The 17,813-nt window shown below is 48.1% G+C and carries 13 protein-coding genes; 7 read left to right on the top strand and 6 right to left on the bottom strand.

The window, feature by feature from the left end:
* Position 1 precedes the first annotated feature (1 nt).
* The 4 genes from DDZ15_RS01700 to DDZ15_RS01685 all read left to right on the top strand — a co-directional run bounded on the left by DDZ15_RS01700 (position 2) and on the right by DDZ15_RS01685 (position 4,515).
* Positions 2-601 carry a porin family protein gene (locus DDZ15_RS01700; RefSeq protein WP_158278589.1) on the top strand — a complete coding sequence of 200 codons (600 nt, stop codon included), beginning with the start codon at positions 2-4 and terminating at the stop codon, positions 599-601.
* 62 nt (positions 602-663) lie between these two features.
* Entirely contained in the window at positions 664-2,214 is a 1,551-nt protein-coding gene (locus DDZ15_RS01695) for a hypothetical protein (RefSeq protein ID WP_242978846.1), read from the top strand.
* Between the two features lie 13 nt (positions 2,215-2,227).
* Complete coding sequence (locus tag DDZ15_RS01690) at positions 2,228-3,769, top strand: hypothetical protein (RefSeq protein ID WP_109644210.1); 1,542 nt, start codon at positions 2,228-2,230, stop codon at positions 3,767-3,769.
* Positions 3,754-4,515, top strand: coding sequence for an ABC transporter ATP-binding protein (locus tag DDZ15_RS01685; protein ID WP_109644208.1), 762 nt, complete (start codon positions 3,754-3,756; stop codon positions 4,513-4,515). Before DDZ15_RS01690 ends, DDZ15_RS01685 begins: the two co-directional genes overlap by 16 nt.
* 702 nt (positions 4,516-5,217) lie before the next feature.
* Here the strand turns inward: DDZ15_RS01685 and DDZ15_RS01680 are convergent.
* From DDZ15_RS01680 to DDZ15_RS01660, 4 genes are all read right to left on the bottom strand, one after another.
* On the bottom strand, positions 5,218-8,316 hold the full coding sequence (locus DDZ15_RS01680; RefSeq protein WP_109644206.1) for an efflux RND transporter permease subunit: 3,099 nt from the start codon (positions 8,314-8,316) through the stop codon (positions 5,218-5,220).
* 98 nt (positions 8,317-8,414) lie between these two features.
* Complete coding sequence (locus DDZ15_RS16895) at positions 8,415-11,687, bottom strand: efflux RND transporter permease subunit (RefSeq protein WP_242978845.1); 3,273 nt, start codon at positions 11,685-11,687, stop codon at positions 8,415-8,417.
* A 15-nt stretch (positions 11,688-11,702) separates the two neighbouring features.
* Positions 11,703-13,061 carry an efflux RND transporter periplasmic adaptor subunit gene (locus tag DDZ15_RS01665; protein ID WP_242978843.1) on the bottom strand — a complete coding sequence of 453 codons (1,359 nt, stop codon included), beginning with the start codon at positions 13,059-13,061 and terminating at the stop codon, positions 11,703-11,705.
* Positions 13,062-13,363: 302 nt separating this feature from the next.
* A complete protein-coding gene (locus DDZ15_RS01660) occupies positions 13,364-13,819 on the bottom strand; it encodes a GAF domain-containing protein (RefSeq protein WP_109644204.1) in 456 nt (151 codons plus the stop codon).
* Positions 13,820-13,920: 101 nt separating this feature from the next.
* On the opposite strand from DDZ15_RS01660, the gene DDZ15_RS01655 reads away from it, so the two are divergent.
* The 3 genes from DDZ15_RS01655 (at position 13,921) to DDZ15_RS01645 (ending at position 16,640) form a co-directional block, all read left to right on the top strand.
* Complete coding sequence (locus DDZ15_RS01655; RefSeq protein WP_242978842.1) at positions 13,921-14,628, top strand: MarC family NAAT transporter; 708 nt, start codon at positions 13,921-13,923, stop codon at positions 14,626-14,628.
* 18 nt (positions 14,629-14,646) lie between these two features.
* Positions 14,647-15,117, top strand: a complete 471-nt coding sequence (locus tag DDZ15_RS01650; protein ID WP_109644202.1) for a DinB family protein — start codon at positions 14,647-14,649, stop codon at positions 15,115-15,117.
* Positions 15,118-15,230: 113 nt separating this feature from the next.
* The gene (locus DDZ15_RS01645; protein ID WP_242978840.1) at positions 15,231-16,640 is read left to right on the top strand and encodes an alanine/glycine:cation symporter family protein; all 1,410 of its coding nucleotides are present in this window, start codon (positions 15,231-15,233) and stop codon (positions 16,638-16,640) included.
* Positions 16,641-16,682: 42 nt separating this feature from the next.
* On the opposite strand, the gene DDZ15_RS01640 is transcribed toward DDZ15_RS01645, so the two are convergent.
* Together DDZ15_RS01640 and mce are read right to left on the bottom strand one after the other, a co-directional pair.
* Entirely contained in the window at positions 16,683-17,117 is a 435-nt protein-coding gene (locus tag DDZ15_RS01640) for a hypothetical protein (protein WP_109644198.1), read from the bottom strand.
* 133 nt (positions 17,118-17,250) lie between these two features.
* Positions 17,251-17,655: a methylmalonyl-CoA epimerase gene (gene mce, locus DDZ15_RS01635; protein ID WP_109644196.1), complete on the bottom strand. Its 405-nt coding sequence runs from the start codon at positions 17,653-17,655 to the stop codon at positions 17,251-17,253.
* Positions 17,656-17,813 lie beyond the last annotated feature (158 nt).

Genomic DNA, 17,813 nt, shown 5'->3' with positions numbered 1-17,813 from the left:
CATGAATTCTATAAAAGGTTCTATACTTGGCATGGCTATGGTTTTGATAGCCGGACTGACAGCTCAGACAAATGCACAAAGCCCGGTCTCATTTGGGTTGAAAGGAGGCTTTACTATTGCCAATCTGGCGGGAGAAGACTTTGATGCTGATGCTCGATTTGGATTAACAGCCGGCGCAATGATCGATATATCCCTGCCTGTGGTGCCCTTTGGAGTTGAATCGGGCATCTACTATACCCAAAAAGGAGCCCGGGCATCGGACGGCTTTTCAGGAGATGTGGATCTTGACTATGTTGAAGTGCCTGTTTTAGCCAAATTCCGCCTTGGACCTCCCGGTCCCATTACACCGCATCTTGTTGCAGGGCCCTATGTTAGTTTCAACATAAACGCAGAATCAGAAACGGGAGATATCAGCGATGACATAAACAGCACGGAAATTGGCGGTGCTATTGGCGTTGGGATTGATTTTAACCTGGGTGTGACAAAGCTGAATGCCCGGGCACAATACGGATATGGATTTACCGATGTGTTCAAGAATGCTGCCGATGGCAATGGAGGGAAAAATGCGGCCCTCTCGGTAACCGCGGGCATCTGGTTCTGATGTATGAAACCTGGTACACCCCGGTTCAATATGTGAGCCGGGGTTTTATTTTTTGAGTGACTATGCTGCAAAAGCTTCTCTTTTTAAACTGGAAACTGTTTCTGGCCCGCCTGACCAATCTGCAGACTTTGCTTCTGATTGGTTACGGGCTCTTCCTGTTGTTTATGCTGATCAACCTGCTGGGTTCTGCACTGATCGTTCTTTTGCTCGACAGTACGGCAAGCCTGCAGATGGAACTTACCTGGCTTACGCCCGAACTGCACCGGCTCATACTGCTTACGTTTGCAAGCGTATTCTGGATTCTGCACTTCTCTTTTACAAGTACGCGGCTTCTCAATATGGAAGAAAACAGAAAGCTGCTGATATTCGGTTATCCTTCCGTATTGCTTTCAAGGCATCTAAACCTGATGTGCCTCTATCACCCGGTTAATGTAATTTATAACATAACCTGGCTTGTGTTTCTGTCACTGCAGATTCATTCGTTCTGGAATATCCCGGTTGTGGTTGCAGCGGTAATTCTGAATTATGGCATTATCTACTCTATCAAGCACCGTTTTCTGCAAATGGTGGAGAGGCGCTTCAAGATCATTGTATTCAGTTTCGTATTTATCCTGTTTGGCGTGATATCTGCACTGGCGATTATCTCCCGTCAAACCCAGTCAATTCTTAATGAACTTGCCATACAGCTGTCGCAGATTATTGATGTACTGCTTTGGCTGCCCGGCGGTATGCTCTATCAGTCGGCAACATTCGAAAATTCTCCGCTTTTTTCGTCCGTAATTTTCATTCTCCTCGTGTTTCTTACGTATGTAATTTTTCGTGATCATCAGAACAAAACAAGGGAGGGGATGATGCGCCCGGCCGTGATGAAGGTGCGGAAGGAGGGAAGCAGGCTATGGATTTTCCTTAGAAGCTGGCTGGGTTTCAATGCAGGGAAATACTATTACTATGTGATGACGCACCCCTATAACCGGCTACAGCTGCTTGCCATCACACTGATACCGCTTATTTACATTCCCATTTTGCTGGCGGTTGATTTTGGTATCATATCGCTGATACTGATTGCAACGATGCTGGCTGCTATACCCGTTGCACTTCTTGGAATGGGAATGGCAAACATGTTTGGTTACGAACACCGTGAGCTGCTGCTTCACCTGCAGCTTCCCGTACCGTTCGAAAAACAGCTTAAAGAGAGGTTTCTGGGTATAATAACCGTTCCTCTCTTTATTTTTTACGGCATCACCATAGTTGAGATTCTGAGACTGCCGCAACTTGGTCCCGTTTTTTCAATCTACATCGCAAACACCTTCTTTTTTCTCTGTTTTATGCTGGTTTTTCTATGGAGTTCATTTTATCAGTATCAAAAGGCAAGCTACAGCTCTTTCAGCTTCAAACATCCCATTATCCCGCAAAAAGTTACATTTACGATGTCGTCAGCAATTTTCATTCTGGGATATACGGTGTTTGTGCCGCTGGGAGAATGGCAGCCGTACAGACTGTGGGTTATGGTGATACTCATTATCGCAATCGGTGTTTACATTTTGCTGAATTTCAGTTTGCTTGCAAGGGCATTTAAGAACAGAGTTCTGATGAAGTTGTGGAACGACTTTTAATCCGGAAAAAGATATGCTGAAGGAGTTTGTGAAGCTAAATTCAATACTGTGGTGGCGTTCCCTTCAGAACGTTGAGGTAGCAGCCATTCTGTTTTACTCTCTGTTTCTGCTGATCATACTGGGGCAGTTTATAGCAGTGGCGATCACGCTGATTGTCGCTCCCGATATAAGTGCTGTGCAGGAGACCTATCCGTGGTATACAGAAGATGTAAATCTGGCGTTTAACCTGTTTTTTATCAATCTGCTTTGGCTGAACCAGGTTTTTTTTACAAAAATCAGCCGTCTCAGGTTAACCGATAACAGAAAACTTCTTGCACTTGGTATGCCGCTGCGAAGGCTGACAGGCTATCTGAACCTGGCCGGATTTTTCCATCCCGTAAACCTTCTTTTTAACGTGATATGGGTATTCTATCTGGCAATGCTATCGCAAAGCAACCTGCAGTTTATCACCATTGTTCTTCTGCTGCTGGTAAATTACGGTCTCATCAACTCATTTAAGTGGCGGTTTAAACTGTTTACTGCAGACAACCTCAAATGGGTGAACGGTTTTCTGGGCATTGCCGTCATTATTCTCGTAATCCTGAGCACGGGTGTTAATTTGCCTGACTATGTTTCTGATGCATCAGCTATTGCGGAGGCTCTGAACAGTTGGCTGCACTACACCCCGGGAATGGTTTTCTACAGTGTGGCATCAACCCTCAGTTCAATCCCGCTTCTAAGCACACTCATCGTAGTGTTTGGTGTTCTGACCTTTTTTTTGATTCGGGATATGTCGGAGCATACCCGGCAGGCATTGCTGCAGCCCATCAATGCAAATGTGCGGGCAGGGAAGTCGGGTGAAGTGAGTACGTTTATTAAACGGCTGGGTCTGCAGGGAGGCAAGTTTTTCTATACGATCTGGAACCATTCGTACAGTAAAACCCAGTTTTTGCTTACCTATGTTCTTATCGTACCGTATATACTGATTGCGGGCGACGGCACCACGGCAAATCAGTTTCTGGTTTCCGTATTTCTTACGTTCATCCCGGTGGTTTTTCTGATGGTGATGCTGGCAAACCCGTTCGGTTTCGAAAACAGGGAGCTTCTGCTCACACTTCAGGCACCGGTTGAACGCCGTAAAATTATCCTGGAGCGTTTCAAGACCGCTTTCAAGATCACGGGAATCGCATTTCTGACGGTACTGATACTGTTGCCGTTTCTTTTTGAGGACCTGCTTACCATGATTCAGGTGCTTCTGGGTGTTACCGGAATCAATATGGTGTTTCTGCATATGATTCTGAAGAGCAGCATGTCGAACTACAAGAAAATTGAGGAAGTCAGCCTGATGTCGGTATCGAACCCGGCCGTGCCTGCTTCCATTACCTTTTCAGCAATGTTTGTGGTACTTTTGCTCGGCATTCTTACTTTCTTCGTGCTGGAGGGAAGGCAATGGCTTCATATTATCCTCCTTGCTGCGGTAACTGCGATACTTGCCGTATGGTTTGTGAGAAAACTGGCGACAACCACTGAATCATTCAAAAAGATTGTGATACCCAAATTATGGAACGAGCTTTAACCATCAGTGAACTTTCCAAGGCGTACGACAAAGAACCCGTTTTAAAAAGCCTTGACCTGGAGGTACCCGCCGGTACCATCTTCGGCCTCATTGGACCGAACGGAGCCGGGAAAAGTACGCTAATTGGGATCCTGACAGGTTTGCTTGACTATAGCGAGGGTACGATTACCATAAACGGATTTGAATACACTTCATCCAATGAGATGAAGATCAAAAAGAGCGTAGCATCGGTTTTACAGCCACCGCTGCTGTTTGAAAATTTTACCAGTTACGAATTTGTGACCTACGTCTGTGAGATGTACAGGATTGACAGCAGCGGGTTGGCCGATAAGATCAATTCACTGTTTAGTTATTTTGAAATTGAAGAATTTGCTCATGTGAAGTCAAAACAGCTCTCATCCGGAAGCCGGAAGAAACTGGCTTTTTGCGCGGCCATTCTCACCAATCCAAAACTGCTTTTTCTTGACGAACCATTTGAAAGCGTGGACGTGATCTCCATTGGCCGAATGAAATCCATTCTGAGAAAACTGAAGGAGAAGGGCACCACAATTTTTATTACCAGCCATATTCTGGAAGTGGTTGAAAATCTGTGTGACGATATTGCCATCCTTCACAAAGGCCAGATTCTTGCTTACCTGGATGCAAAATCCCGAAGGGAACTGGAAAAGGATGCTTCCCTCAGCGAAATCTTTGAGCGCTATGTGGATGTGAAAAGCGTAAAAGATGATCTGCTGAACTGGCTTTAGGCTTTCTGAAGCTTGTCTTCTTCATCTGTTTACGGAATTATGGGTGTTGCTTTAAATCAATCTTGCACCTTGTAGCATGCACCCAGCTGCGTACAGTTTGCAGTCCCGACCCCTCGGTTTTGATTGTTGCTCCCGATTCTCGGGACCTGTTGCCTGTAGCATGTGGCCTGATTCTGTGATACAGATACATTTCCATACTGTTTAGAGATCTCTCCCTCTTCCTCTCTCTTTTGAATGATCAAAAGAGACAAAAATCACCGGCGGGCAGATCCTCCGGTGGCAGCTCCCTCTATTACGCTAAAGATAATCAATGGTCCATCAGGTTTATCCCATTTGAGGAGATCTCACCGGTATGATTTTCTTATTAACGCTTCACTCCGGGATCTGCTAATCACCGGATGATCTGCAGGCGGGAGAAGACGATATGTGATGGACGACTGGCGATGAGCGATGGTTGAAGTTTCCGGGACAAAGAGTGTTGTCTTATATCAAACCTGCAGCCTGAGACCTGCTGCGTGCAGTTTGCAGTCCCGAGACTTCGGGATAGCACCAACCGTGTGCCATGCACCCCGTGGTCTGCGAAGCTTTAGCGTAGTAGACTGGACCCTGTAGCCGTTTCCAACGCCCAAGTTTGTGTCGAGGAGGTTCTGGTAAAGACATCTTAAGAATTTCCAACCCCCGCTTTTTAAAAATGGTCTTTTCTCATGAAGATTTGTTTTCAAATGCTTCCTTAATCACTTTTCTTCTGCGGTTTGAAATGCCAACCACGACGGTCGGAATCACAAAAAGGGTCAGAACGGCTGCAAATGCCAGTCCGCCGATAACCGATCTGGCCAGCGGACTCCATGTTTCCGAACCGGATCCGACCTCGAGCGCCAGGGGAATCATCGAGAAGATCGTGGTCATAGCAGTAAGCAGAATGGGCCTCATTCTACGCTGACAGGCTTCCAGAAAAAGCTCCAGATAGTCAGTGGACTCTTCACGATTTTTGGTTTTCTGATGAATGTAGTCGAGCAATACGATGCCGTTGTTTACCACAATCCCGATTAGTATCACAATACCAATGTAGGCAGGAATGCTGAGAGGAGTGCCTGTAATATTCAGAAATACCAGTGACCCAAAGAAAGCAAGGGGTACTGAAAACATGACAATAAAGGGGTCCCGAAAATTTTCAAATACGGAAGCCATTACCATATAGGTAAGAAGCAGTGCAAGCAGGAGTGAAATTAAAACTTCAGCACTGCTCTCCTGCTGTGAAAATATCGATCCTGAAAACTCATATCGATATCCGTCTGGCAGGATAATTTCATTTTCAAGCACATCCACAATGCGCTGCTGATACTCCTCCAGGTCGCCCCGAACCATAATGGAAACATCGAGGAGAGTTTGGCGGTCACGTCGGTTTATACTCGATAGACCTTCCTGAGCCACAAACTCGCCGAGACCCAGCACGGGGATTCTCTGTTCACCGACCTGCAGCAGCTCCAGGTCGTAAAGATCTTCGCGGTTTTGGAACTGCTCTCTTACGTTGCGTACCTGAATCGGGATTTCACGCCCCTCTTCACGGAAAAATCCTGCCCGGTTGCCCCTGGCCTGAGCACCCAGTTCCCTGGCAACATCCTGTGTGGTGAAACCTGTGCGGCTGATTCTTTGACGGTCGAGCTGGTAAACAAGCTCAGGCGTTGGCCTTGAGCGGGGATTGCTCACAGACATCACCATCGGGTCATCAATCAGTTTTTCTTCCATTTCGAGGGTGAGACGCTGAAGAACCTCCACATCGGGCCCGATTAAGCTGACACGGATGCCCCGGCCGCTCCAGCCCCCGCGCCCGAATGGTATGCCGCCACCTCCGCCGAGGTTTGAAATATCCACGTTTACATCGGGTTCCCGAAGCAACTCCTGGAGTTCTGCCGCTATGTCGGCAGTTTCTATATCACGCTGGCCAGGGTCAACAAGTGTGATACTTAGCGTACCACCGTTTGAGATGGTACTCCTGCCCCTGCGTCCAATATTGGTAATCACCGTTTGTACCTCGGAATATTCCAGTATCTGATCAGTGTAGGTCCGGAGAGCTTCAGCGGTGGTAGCCAGTTTTGTGCCGGCCGGCAGCTCAATTCTTAGATCAAACTGGCCAGCGTCCGTTTCCGGAAAAAACTCTTTCTGAATGTTCTGAAACATGTACACGGAGCCGCCGATGATCAGCAGTATGGCGATACTGACCACATATTTTCTTTTCAGGATCCACTGCAGAATGGATATGTAGTTCTCTTCCAGTGACCGGATCCAGCGAAAAGTGTAGTTCGCTTTCAAAAATTCTTCCCGTTTCATCACCAGTGATGCAAGAACCGGGATGAGAATGATGGATGCCAGAAAGGAGCTGGTGATGGAGATGGATATTGTCAGCGCCAGATCCCGCGCTATCGTGCCCTGGAACCCTGAGAGGCCCATGAGCGGTACAAATACTGCCAGCGTGGTCAGGGTTGAACCAAGCAGGGCTCCGCCTACTTCGTTGGTTCCTGTGAGAGCAGCCTTAAAACGATTCTGCCCCTCTTCAAGTTTTTTGGCTATGCTCTCCGATACCACGATGGAGTTGTCGACCAGAAGCCCGATGGCTAAAGCAAGCCCTGTAATGGATATGATGTTGAGCGTGATATCCATGAAATACATAAACGCGAACGTAGCCGTAAGGGATACAGGAATACTCATGGCAACAACAAATGCGATTCGCCACCCGCCCATAAACAGCAGCAGAATCAGTATTACAACAATGAGCGCGATCAGGGCCGACTGGGAGAGGTTTGAGACCGAATCTTCAATGAATTTGCCTTCATTGCTCAGTACCTGCATGGTTACATTTGACGGCAGGGTGGGGTAGAATTCCTGAACGGTGGCAATGACAGACTGTGCAACCTCAAGTGTATTCGCATCCGACTGCTTTTGTACTTCAATGGTTACGCTGTTACGTCCGTTTATCTCGACTATGTTATCAATATCCTCATAGTCATCACGCACAACCGCCACGTCGCTTACTCTGACAGGAACTCCATCCGTCATGCTTATGATCGTTTGCGCAATCTGGTCAACATCTGAATACATCGAAGCGGCCCGAATACTGTAGCTGGTGCGATCGGCCACGAGGTTGCCGATGGGTTGCTGTACGTTATTCGACTGAATGGCACCGGTTACCTGGTTTGGCAGAATGCTGTGGAGCGACATAGCTTCAGGAATCAGGTCCACATATATATTTCTAGTGAGCCCGCCGCGTGTCTCGGCAGATGCAACACCCGGTATACGCTCAAAGCGCGGTTCAATAAATTCAATGGAGAGCTGTCGCAGCTCGTCCAGGCCCAGCACATCCGATTCCACGCTAAGGCGCATAATGGGGGCGCGATCCGGGTCAAACTGAAAGATAAAGGGTTCATTAGCTTCGGCAGGCAATGTAGGGCGTATTCGTTCTACGGCCTCCCGAACTCTCTGTTCGGTAATCATGATATCTGTACCCGGCTGGAGCCTAAGAATCATAAAAGCGCCACCCTGCCGTACGATCGAGTCAAGTGATTCGACTCCTTCAACACCCATCACCACAGCCTCAATAGGCTCCACTACCAGCTGTAGCATGTCGTCAGGAGCCACATTGGAGTAGTTAACCGATACAGCCATCACGGGGATATTGAACGAAGGATATAGCGTTACCTTCAGGTTGAGAAGCGAAAAGATGCCGAAACCGATAACCAGAAGCGACATCATAATAGCCGTTACCGGCCGCTTCAGAATTTTTTCAGTGATGGATATTTTTTTCATGGCGTATCCTTCGAAGAAGAAGGGTTATGGTTTCAGGGTGCAAGGCACAGGGCTCAGGGTATAAACCCTGCCCTTAAATATGCACCTTGTGACATTGGTTACTCCTTTAACGGATCTTCTTTATGAACCGCATCAAATCCGGCTTTTTCAACCCACCCATTGATAATGTAGTACATACATGGAACCGCAAAAAGCATGAGTATGGTACTCATCGTAAGCCCTCCGATAACGGAACGGGCCATCGGGCTCCACGTTTCAGCGCCTGAGCCCAGCTGCAGCGCCAGCGGCACCATAGCAAGGATGGTTGTAAATGCCGTCATCAGAATCGGACGCAGGCGACGGCCGGCGCCATTCACAATGGCATCATGGCGATTTTGTCCGCGAGACTGCAGAATCTTGATGTAATCGATCATCACGATACCGTTATTTACAACAATACCGGTAAGCAGAACCAGACCAACCATTGCTGTTACACTTATTGGCGTCAACGTCATCCAAAGCATCAGCAACACCCCCGTAAGAGCAAGCGGAATCGTAAACAGGATGATGAATGGCTCTACTAGACTCTCGAACTGAGATGCCATCACCATATAGGTGAGAATCGCAGCCACCAGGAATGCGATCAGCAGATAAAAGAAAGATTGCTGCTGTTCCTCAGCCGATCCGCCCAGTTCATAGCGATAACCGTCGGGCCACTGAATCTGCTCCAGTTCGTTCCGGGCATATTCAATAGCGGTGCTCAGGTCCAGATTGCCAAGATCGCCCTCCACTTCAACCATGCGCTCCTGATTTACTCTCAGGATATTTGAGGGACCCGTAAAACGCCCTACGCTTGCAAGGTTTTTTAGCGGCATCCATTGTCCGGATGGAGTACGAATCTGCAGCTCATTCAAATCGGTGGATTGCGAGCGGTCGATGGGATCTACCTCTACAAGTACTTCAAACTCGAGTCCCTGATCGACAAAGGTTGTTGCAATATCTCCCTGAACAGCATTGCTCAATGCATTGGCAACCTGAGATGTATTCATTCCCACACGCGCAATTCGTTCCCTGTCCATTTCGACCCTGAGCTCCGGCCGGCCCTGGTCGGCAGAACTGAACACGTTTACGATGCCATCGATTCCGCGCAAACGTTCCATGGCATTAAAAGCCAGTTCCTGTTTCATGTCTTGTTCGAACCCAAAAATCTGAACAATCAGCCCTGTATCTCCGTCAGGGCTTAGCGGATCTTCGCGAACTTCCCGAATGTTGGCACCCGGTATAATTTCGAGCCGTTCAAGGAGACTGGCCGTTATGTCCATCTGCCCGCGATCACGCTCGTTAACCGGAACAAGTTCGATACGAACCCTGCCCTGGTTCCCGCCCGGACTGTCAGCACCTTCAATACCGATCTTGTCACCATAGTCTGATACCACAAGGCGTCGCTCGGGCACCTCCTCATTAATTATTTCTTCAACCTGCACGATAGTGCGTTCCAGCTCAAGAAGGCTCACGCCCGGCTCACGCTGCACTTCCAGGATGATAAAGTTTTCATCAACCTGAGGAAAAAACTCACCTCCAAGGAGGGTATAGATAGGAAGAGAACCTATCAGCAGAATAATGGCACCGATTACAACCGTTCCGCTCCTTTGCAGGCTGCGATCGAGTAGGGCTTTATACCGCTCTTCCAGGCTGTCGAATTTTCTGCCCAGCCAGGGCCCGACATTCTCTGAAAAGAGGGTGTTCGATGCCCGTGCTATGAATCCCCAGAGCTTCAGAAGGGGCCAGCTAAGGAAGTAGAGAAACAGAACAGGTATGGATAAAATCCGGTTCAGCAGGGATTTTCTGCGCCAGATCATAAGCTTATTGAGAATATTACGTGCCGGCTCTTTTTGTGCAGCGGTAGAAATTTCGGCATCAAAGAGCCTTGAGCTCAGCACCGGGATCAGTGAAATGGCGATCAGCACGGATACAATAAGCGCAAATGAGATAGTAAGCGCCAGATCCCTGAAGAGAATTCCTGCAATACCCGGCACAAACAGAATGGGTAGAAAAACTACCAGCGTAGTGAGTGTGGACACCACAATAGGTGTTGACACTTCCTGTGCACCTTTCACCGCCGATTGTTTTCCGTCTTCACCATCTTCCCTGAAACGAAAAATGTTTTCGAGCACCACAACGGCATTGTCAACCACCATACCCACGGCAAGGGTCAGACCTGAAAGAGAGATGATATTGAGGCTCACTTCCGATATGTCCATGATGCTAAAGGTGGCGATGATGGAGATTGGGATGGTGATAGCCACGATAAGTGCGGTTCGTCCGCTTCTGAGGAAAAGCAGCAGCATAATAACTACCAGAATTACGGCCTGAAAGCCGGTCTGGATGAGGTTGCTGATCGACATGCTGATGAAGTCCGCCTTATTGGTGAGCATCTCAAGCTGAACATCTCCCGGTAGAATGGTTCGGATATCACCAAGGGCAGCTACAACATTTCCGGCCGCGGTTACCACATTACTGTCGCTCTGTTTGTAAATATTGATAATCACGCCATCTCGGTTCTCCACCCGCACATTGCCTATCGGTTGCGCAATGCCGTCTTCCACCTGTGCAACATCCTGCAGATAAACCGGATTGCCTTCGTCGGTTACAGCAATAATACTGTTGCGAATCTGATCAATATTCTTGAAATCACCGATGGTCCTGAGCGAGAATACGGTCTCACCCTCTGTGAGGTCTCCAGCCGGAACCTGAACATTTTCCTGGCGCAGGCGATTGGATATGCTGCTTACATCCAGATTGTATGTGCGCATCTGTGCATTGCTTATGCGAACATTAATCTGCCTGTCATATCCTCCGGCGGTTTCAGCCGATGCAATACCTTCAAGACGCTCAAGCCGCTGTTCAATCTGCCGGGTGGCAATGGTTCGCAGGTCACGCGGGCTGCGTGTATTGGATGTGAGCGTGAGAACGATTACCGGTTCATCGTTCGGATCATATGAAAAAACAATAGGCTGATCCACCTCATCGGGCAGGCCGCGCCGTATCATGTCGAGCCTTTTCCGTACTTCAGTTTCAGCAATGAAAAGATCTGTACCCCAATTAAAATTGAGTTTCACAACAGAGGCACCCTGACTTGAGAGTGACCGAACACGCCGAACTCCCGAAATGCTTCCCACCTGTTCCTCAATCTGACGCGTAATCAGTGCTTCAATATCTTCTGGCGCCACCCCTTCGTAGGTTGTATATACCGTTATGGTGGGGAAAGAGACATCCGGATAGAGGTTCAGACGCAGGTTGTTCAAGCCGTACAGACCGAAGCCGATCAGAATAAGGCTGAACATCATAAACGTTACAGGCCGGTTTACCGCTAATTTAGGGAGGTTTTTCATAGATTTTTCTCCTTTCTACCGGTTGCTGCTATCGGATTGCCGGCGCTCTGCCCTGCTGCCGTTCTCCCGCATTTCCTGTCTGACTCTCTGACGCTCTTCGGGCGAGAGATTCTGCATTCGCTCACGAAACTGCTGACGCTCCTCAGGAGTCATGTTTTGTAAATTGGGCCGGTTTTCGGCACTTTCATCCGAGGTGTCGGTATCCATACGCTGTGCGCTCTGCGCATTGGCACCCGCAACACGTATTCTGGATTCATCCTGAAGGTTGCCCTGTCCCGTTACAATCAGACCTTCGCCCGGACGTAGTCCGTCAAGGATCTCAATTCTGTCTCCCTGTTGTATGCCAAGAACCAAATCGCGCTGAACAGCAATGCTGTCACCTTGATTGACAAATGCCGAGTATGTGCGTTCCAGCTCAATGGTGCCGGTTTCCGGGGCGATATAGGTTTCTACTTTTTCGACCATGGCCGAGCGTGGTATAACCACGGCATTTTGCCGGGTTATCAGGTTAATACGCGACTGAACCAGTGCACCCTGATAAATGGATGTTGAGGTGTTGGTGATGGTTACCACAACTTCTCCGAGTCCTGTGGTTGGGTCCAGCTGCGGGCTGATTCTGGAGACTACGCCTGTTGCTATTTCTGATGAGCGGCTGGAAAGCGAGAGAGATACCTGCTGGCCGGCCTGCACGTTTTCCCAGTCCTGCATTGGAAGATAGACACGGGTTTCAAAACCGCTCAGGTTGGCAATTTCATAGATGGACTGCCCGGTACCGGCAATGTCCCCCTCCGCAATGGAACGGCTTAGTATCACACCGTTTACAGGAGACTTTACCTTCGTATTTTCAAGATTTTCCTGGCTTTGTGTAAGGGCTGCAAGGGCCGATTCGTATTGAGCCCGGCTGCTCAGGTAAGTTGAACGTACGTTGTCATATTCAGCCCGGCTGATGAGATCCCGCTCAAACAGTTCACGCTGGCGTTCAAACTGGGTGCTGTCTCTTTCCAGGTTAACCCTGGCCTGTCGTATTTGTGCTTCAGCTTGTTCAACTGCATCGCGATAGGGAACATCATAAATTTCAGCGAGAACCTGACCACTTGAAACGTTATCGCCGAGATCGGCCAGAATTCTAACCACTCTGTTCGACACCTGGGGCGTAATGGATACAACATCTTGAGCACGTATGGTGCCGAATGCGCGAATCTGTTCGGATATGGTTTCGGTCTGAACAGGAACCACTTCAACACTCGTGGCCTGTTGATTTCCGAAGTTGCCCCCTCTCTGAAATTGGGGTCCCGACTCGGAAGAATCCGACCCGCAGGAACTTAGGGCAAAGAGTAAAAGAAGGGCTCCGGGTAGTAAAATTAATTGTTTCAAGAGTCGGTCTGTTTAGGTTTAAATTTCTGTTCTGCTTTCAGTAACAGATTACAAATGTACGGACTATAGACTGTTATGAAGTTGGCTGATACAAAAAATGACATAACAGCCCGTTGATTTTAAGAATTATTACAAAGGATCAGATTTGGTGCCTGTCAACTGCATCATTTACGGACGCTATACTATTCAGACGTATGAAATCGTCAATCGTTTGAAATATGGAATACAACTCCATGTTTCCGCAAATCGTTGTCGCTTAATGAAAAAAAAGAGGGGATGGGGCGGATTTACATGTAAAAAGTTTAAAAAAGGCGGGCCACCTTATTGCAGACGGATTCACAGAGCTCTCTGATTTCGGGAGTAAATGCATCTTTTGTGTGGGAGTCAATGTCAAGTTCTCCGTAAAACCTGCCATCTTTCATGATGGGTACCACGATTTCTGATTTGACGTGTATGCTGCAAGCCAGATAATTGTCGGCCTGTGCTACATCCTGCACCACAAAGGTATCCAGCGTATCTGCCGCCTGACCGCAAATGCCGGTGCCGTACGGAATGCGGGTATGGTCCGTTGCTTCCCCTACGTAGGGGCCGAGATAGAGCATTTTTTCTTCATCGGGATCATCAAGATAGAACCCGGTCCAGTCAAAAACGTTAACACTGGAATCGAGCAGCTGACAGATAGCCTGAAGCTTTTCGTCTCGGGTTCCTGTACCGTTTATGATAATGTCGACTCGACTAAGAATATTCACTTTATCCATGTGGGGTATGTAAGCAGATTTTTAAAAAAGTGCGGTATAAAAGGTAACAAGATTTCAGTAAATCATCACGATTTCATGTTGCGTAAAAGAATCAATTCAAAATGGATAAAATCATCTCTATCTTTGGTGCCATGTTTGAATTTGCAACCGATACAGTACCCGAGCAAACCTCCTATATTATTGGTGTAGGGGCCCTTTTATTCGCAAGCTTCACCTCACTTTTTTCGGTTGTGAACCCGCTGGCTGCCATGCCATTGTTTCTTTCGCTCACAGACCGTTTTTCGGATGCTGAACGCAACCAGACCGCAAAAAAAGCCACACTCTACATGTTTGGCGTGCTGATAACGTTTCTGCTGATAGGTACGTTTATTCTCAGCTTTTTTGGTATTTCCCTTTCTGGAATCCGGATAGCGGGAGGGTTAATCATTATGAGAGCTGCATACTCTATGCTGAACCCCGAAACGAGCGGACGCAAGCTGACCGATGAGGACGAAGCTGCTGCAATGGAAAAAGAGGATATCTCATTCAGTCCGCTGGCGCTTCCCCTCCTGTCGGGTCCGGGCAGTATTGCGGTAGTTATAGGTTTTGCGACGCAGGCTGATGGAATGATGGATTACTTGATAAATGCGGTTTCTATCGTACTTGTGGTGTTGGTTTCCTACGGATTGCTGCGGCTGGCACCGATTTCTGCCAGGTACATTGGCCCGACAGGCCTCAATGTGATGACAAGGCTGATGGGTTTCATTGCACTGGCTATCAGTGTGCAATTTATTCTAAGCGGTATTTCAAGATATTTCGGAATCGGATAATTCAACCCGTGTAACCAGATGGATGACAGGCAAAAAATTCAGCATCTTTTTCAATTCGACCTCTGGTGCAACCGGAAGCTGGCAGAGAAACTGATAGCAGAAGAGGATTTTGAACAGCGATCGGCATGTGTGGCTTTTCTGTCACACATCATAAATGCCCAGAAGATTTGGTACAACCGGGTTATCGATCTTGAAATTGAAGCAACGGATATCTGGCAAGAATATCAGCCGGATGAAATCTCATCCAAAGCCCGAAAAATACAGGTGAAATGGCTGAACCTAATCGGTGATCACGAGGTTAACCTGGAAACGGTGATTTATTACACTAACTCAAAAGGTGTGGAATATCAAAATCCCCTCTGGCAAATATGCCATCATCTCATCATTCATGGACAGCATCACCGAGCGCAGATCTCTTTACTGCTGAGAAAATCAGGCATAGAACCACCCGCATCGGATTATATTTTCTATACCAGAGACAGAGCCTGAGAGTTTCAGCCTGATTCATTTGTATTAATGCCCACGATTCAATTTCTTTAATCTTCATTTCTTACACCTGAATTCAAGCTTTACAAGCTCTGGAAACGCTCGAACAGATTTTTGTGACATTCGCCAACTACGCATGGGGAACTCCCATGCTGGTACTCCTCGTGGGAGGGGGTGTTATTTTTCTCATCTTTTCACGTTTTATGCCGTACCGCAATTTCAGGCACGGCATCGAAGTGCTCTCCGGAAAGTATGAGGACCCAACCGCTCCGGGTGATATTAACCATTTTCAGGCGCTCTCCAGCACCCTTGCTGCTACGGTTGGAATGGGTAACATCAGCGGAGTTGCAATTGCCCTCGGAGTTGGCGGCCCGGGAGCCATTTTCTGGATGTGGATCACGGCGCTGGTAGGAATGGCCACCAAGTATTTTACCTGTACACTATCTATCATGTACCGGGGCAAGGATTCGAGCGGCAAGATTCAGGGCGGACCGATGTACTACATCGTTGAGGGGTTGGGTCCGAAATGGAAACCGCTTGCCATGTTTTTCAGCCTGGCAGGACTGATCGGTTGTACCCCCATGTTCCAGTCGAATCAGCTTACACAGATTATCCGCGATACCGTACTTGCTGAAAACGGCTGGCTGGGCTACGATGTTATGCTTCTTGCAGACACGGCCATGACGGAAACCGGTTTCAGGTTGTCAGATATCATTGTCGGGCTTCTCCTGGTGGGCCTTGTTTCTCTGGTTATTTTCGGCGGCATCAAGCGTATTGGAAATGTGGCGTCAAGGCTGGTTCCCCTTATGGTTGCCGTCTATATTCTGACGGTCGTTTATATCATTATCAACAATATCAGTGATCTGCCCCAGTACTTCTGGCTGATTGTCAGCGATGCATTTAAAGGGGAGTATGCAAGCGGCGAGGCTGCTTTCGGCGGCGCGCTTGGATTTATGATTTCGCAGGGCATTCGAAGGGGTGCATTTTCAAACGAAGCGGGTATCGGCACGGAAGCCATGGCCCACGGTGCCGCAAAAACCCGGGAGCCGGTTCGGGAAGGATTGGTTGGAATGCTTGAACCGGCAATCGATACCCTGCTGGTGTGCAGCATGACGGCCATGGCCCTGCTTATGACCGGTGCATGGACAGACTCATCCGTAGACGGCATTACCATGACGGCAACGGCCTTTCAGACAGGTATTCCTGCCATAGGGCTCTATCTGTTGCTGATCTGCGTGTTCATATTCAGTGTTACAACCATGTTTACCTACTCCTACTATGGCTCCAAGTGCCTCAACTTTCTGGCAGGGGCAAACCGCGCGCATTACTACAATTACTTCTACATCTTTTCCATCTTTATCGGTTCTATTACGACGATCGATATGGTCGTGAACCTTGTGGACGGCATGTTTGCGATGATGGCAATTCCCACGGTGATATCGACGCTCCTTCTGGCACCGAGGGTAATGGAAGCCACACGCGACTATTTTGAAAGGAAAAAGAAAGGTGAGTTCGACCAGATCTGACGGTCAATGCAGACACAGTCCCAATTGCGAACCATCCGGGACTTAGGTACCGTTGTTGGAGGATTCACGATTCCGGCTCTCCTTCAGTGACTGTACGTACTCATAACGTGCCTTGATACCGGCCTTGTTCCCGTGCCAGGCTCCCATTCCGCAGGCTATTGCCAGGACCAGGAAGATCAGTATCTCGGTGGTGGTTATCACATCCGCTGATGCATAGATCCAGATAAATGGAGGCAAATAGATCAGAAACGCAAGAAAGAGGTGGGCTTGTGTCGGGGCCGGAACTTTCCGGATAAAACGCTTTACGGCAGCATAGGTGAGGTTGAGATAGATGAATCCGAACGCCAGCAGTACAACGGTACCCAGCCAGCCCGGACGGCTCACCATGTCCAGAAAGCTGTGTGTAAAAATGATGATTGCCAGTGATACCATCAGCGCCCACGTGGCATAGGCAAAAAAACGAGCTCCGTCCTGCATAAAAAATAGGGGTTATCTGAATCGGATGTAAAGGGAACAAGGTAAGGCGGTTCGGGGAAAGGATACAGTATTAGTATCGAGTAGTTAGTACTGAGATTCCAGACATACCATGTCTTATTTTTCACGAATTATGTCATTCCGTATCCATGCTCTGACAGAGCTCTACGAGAACACCATGTTGTCCTTTGGGGTGAAGAAAAGCCACCAGTTTATTGTCGGCTCCTTTTTTTGGAGTTTCATTCAGCAGCCTGAATCCTTCATCCTTAAGACGCTTCATCTCCTTTTCAATGTCCGTTACTTCAAAAGCGACATGGTGAATGCCCTCGCCGCGTCTTTCAATGTAGCTGTTGATCACCGAATCGGGCGATGTACCGCCGAGCAGTTCCACTTTTGATTCACCGGTTTGCAGAAAAGCTGTATCCACTTTCTCACTCTCAACCACTTCGCGCTTGAAGCAGCTTGTATTCAGGATTTTTTCATACGTTTGAATTGCGCTTTCAAGATCTCGGACGGCAATGCCGATATGGTCAATGTGCATGGTTACAAGGATAAGGGTGTTGTTTTTGTTATTTCACTTTTCAGGTATCCCTAAGATAACCTGAAAAGATGAATTGAATAGGTAAAAAGAAGATCACAAATGCGAATAAAAGCAAGAACCGGGTTTTGCATGGCACTCCCGGTTGTTAACTTTGAAAC

It is taken from the genome of Rhodohalobacter mucosus, from assembly GCF_003150675.1.
Classification (GTDB): Bacteria; Bacteroidota; Rhodothermia; order Balneolales; family Balneolaceae; genus Rhodohalobacter; species Rhodohalobacter mucosus.
The sequence above is the reverse complement of the archived record's forward strand: the minus strand, read 5'-3'. Positions and strand labels throughout refer to the sequence as shown.

Coding starts and splice junctions, on each gene's coding strand:
- DDZ15_RS01640 (WP_109644198.1), bottom strand. CDS start 17,117: ATGCAGGACGGAGCTCGTTTTTTTGCCTATGCCACGTGGGCGCTGATG.
- DDZ15_RS01700 (WP_158278589.1), top strand. CDS start 2: ATGAATTCTATAAAAGGTTCTATACTTGGCATGGCTATGGTTTTGATA.
- DDZ15_RS01680 (WP_109644206.1), bottom strand. CDS start 8,316: ATGAAAAAAATATCCATCACTGAAAAAATTCTGAAGCGGCCGGTAACG.
- DDZ15_RS01685 (WP_109644208.1), top strand. CDS start 3,754: ATGGAACGAGCTTTAACCATCAGTGAACTTTCCAAGGCGTACGACAAA.
- DDZ15_RS16895 (WP_242978845.1), bottom strand. CDS start 11,687: ATGAAAAACCTCCCTAAATTAGCGGTAAACCGGCCTGTAACGTTTATG.
- DDZ15_RS01655 (WP_242978842.1), top strand. CDS start 13,921: ATGGATAAAATCATCTCTATCTTTGGTGCCATGTTTGAATTTGCAACC.
- mce (WP_109644196.1), bottom strand. CDS start 17,655: ATGCACATTGACCATATCGGCATTGCCGTCCGAGATCTTGAAAGCGCA.
- DDZ15_RS01660 (WP_109644204.1), bottom strand. CDS start 13,819: ATGGATAAAGTGAATATTCTTAGTCGAGTCGACATTATCATAAACGGT.
- DDZ15_RS01690 (WP_109644210.1), top strand. CDS start 2,228: ATGCTGAAGGAGTTTGTGAAGCTAAATTCAATACTGTGGTGGCGTTCC.
- DDZ15_RS01650 (WP_109644202.1), top strand. CDS start 14,647: ATGGATGACAGGCAAAAAATTCAGCATCTTTTTCAATTCGACCTCTGG.
- DDZ15_RS01695 (WP_242978846.1), top strand. CDS start 664: ATGCTGCAAAAGCTTCTCTTTTTAAACTGGAAACTGTTTCTGGCCCGC.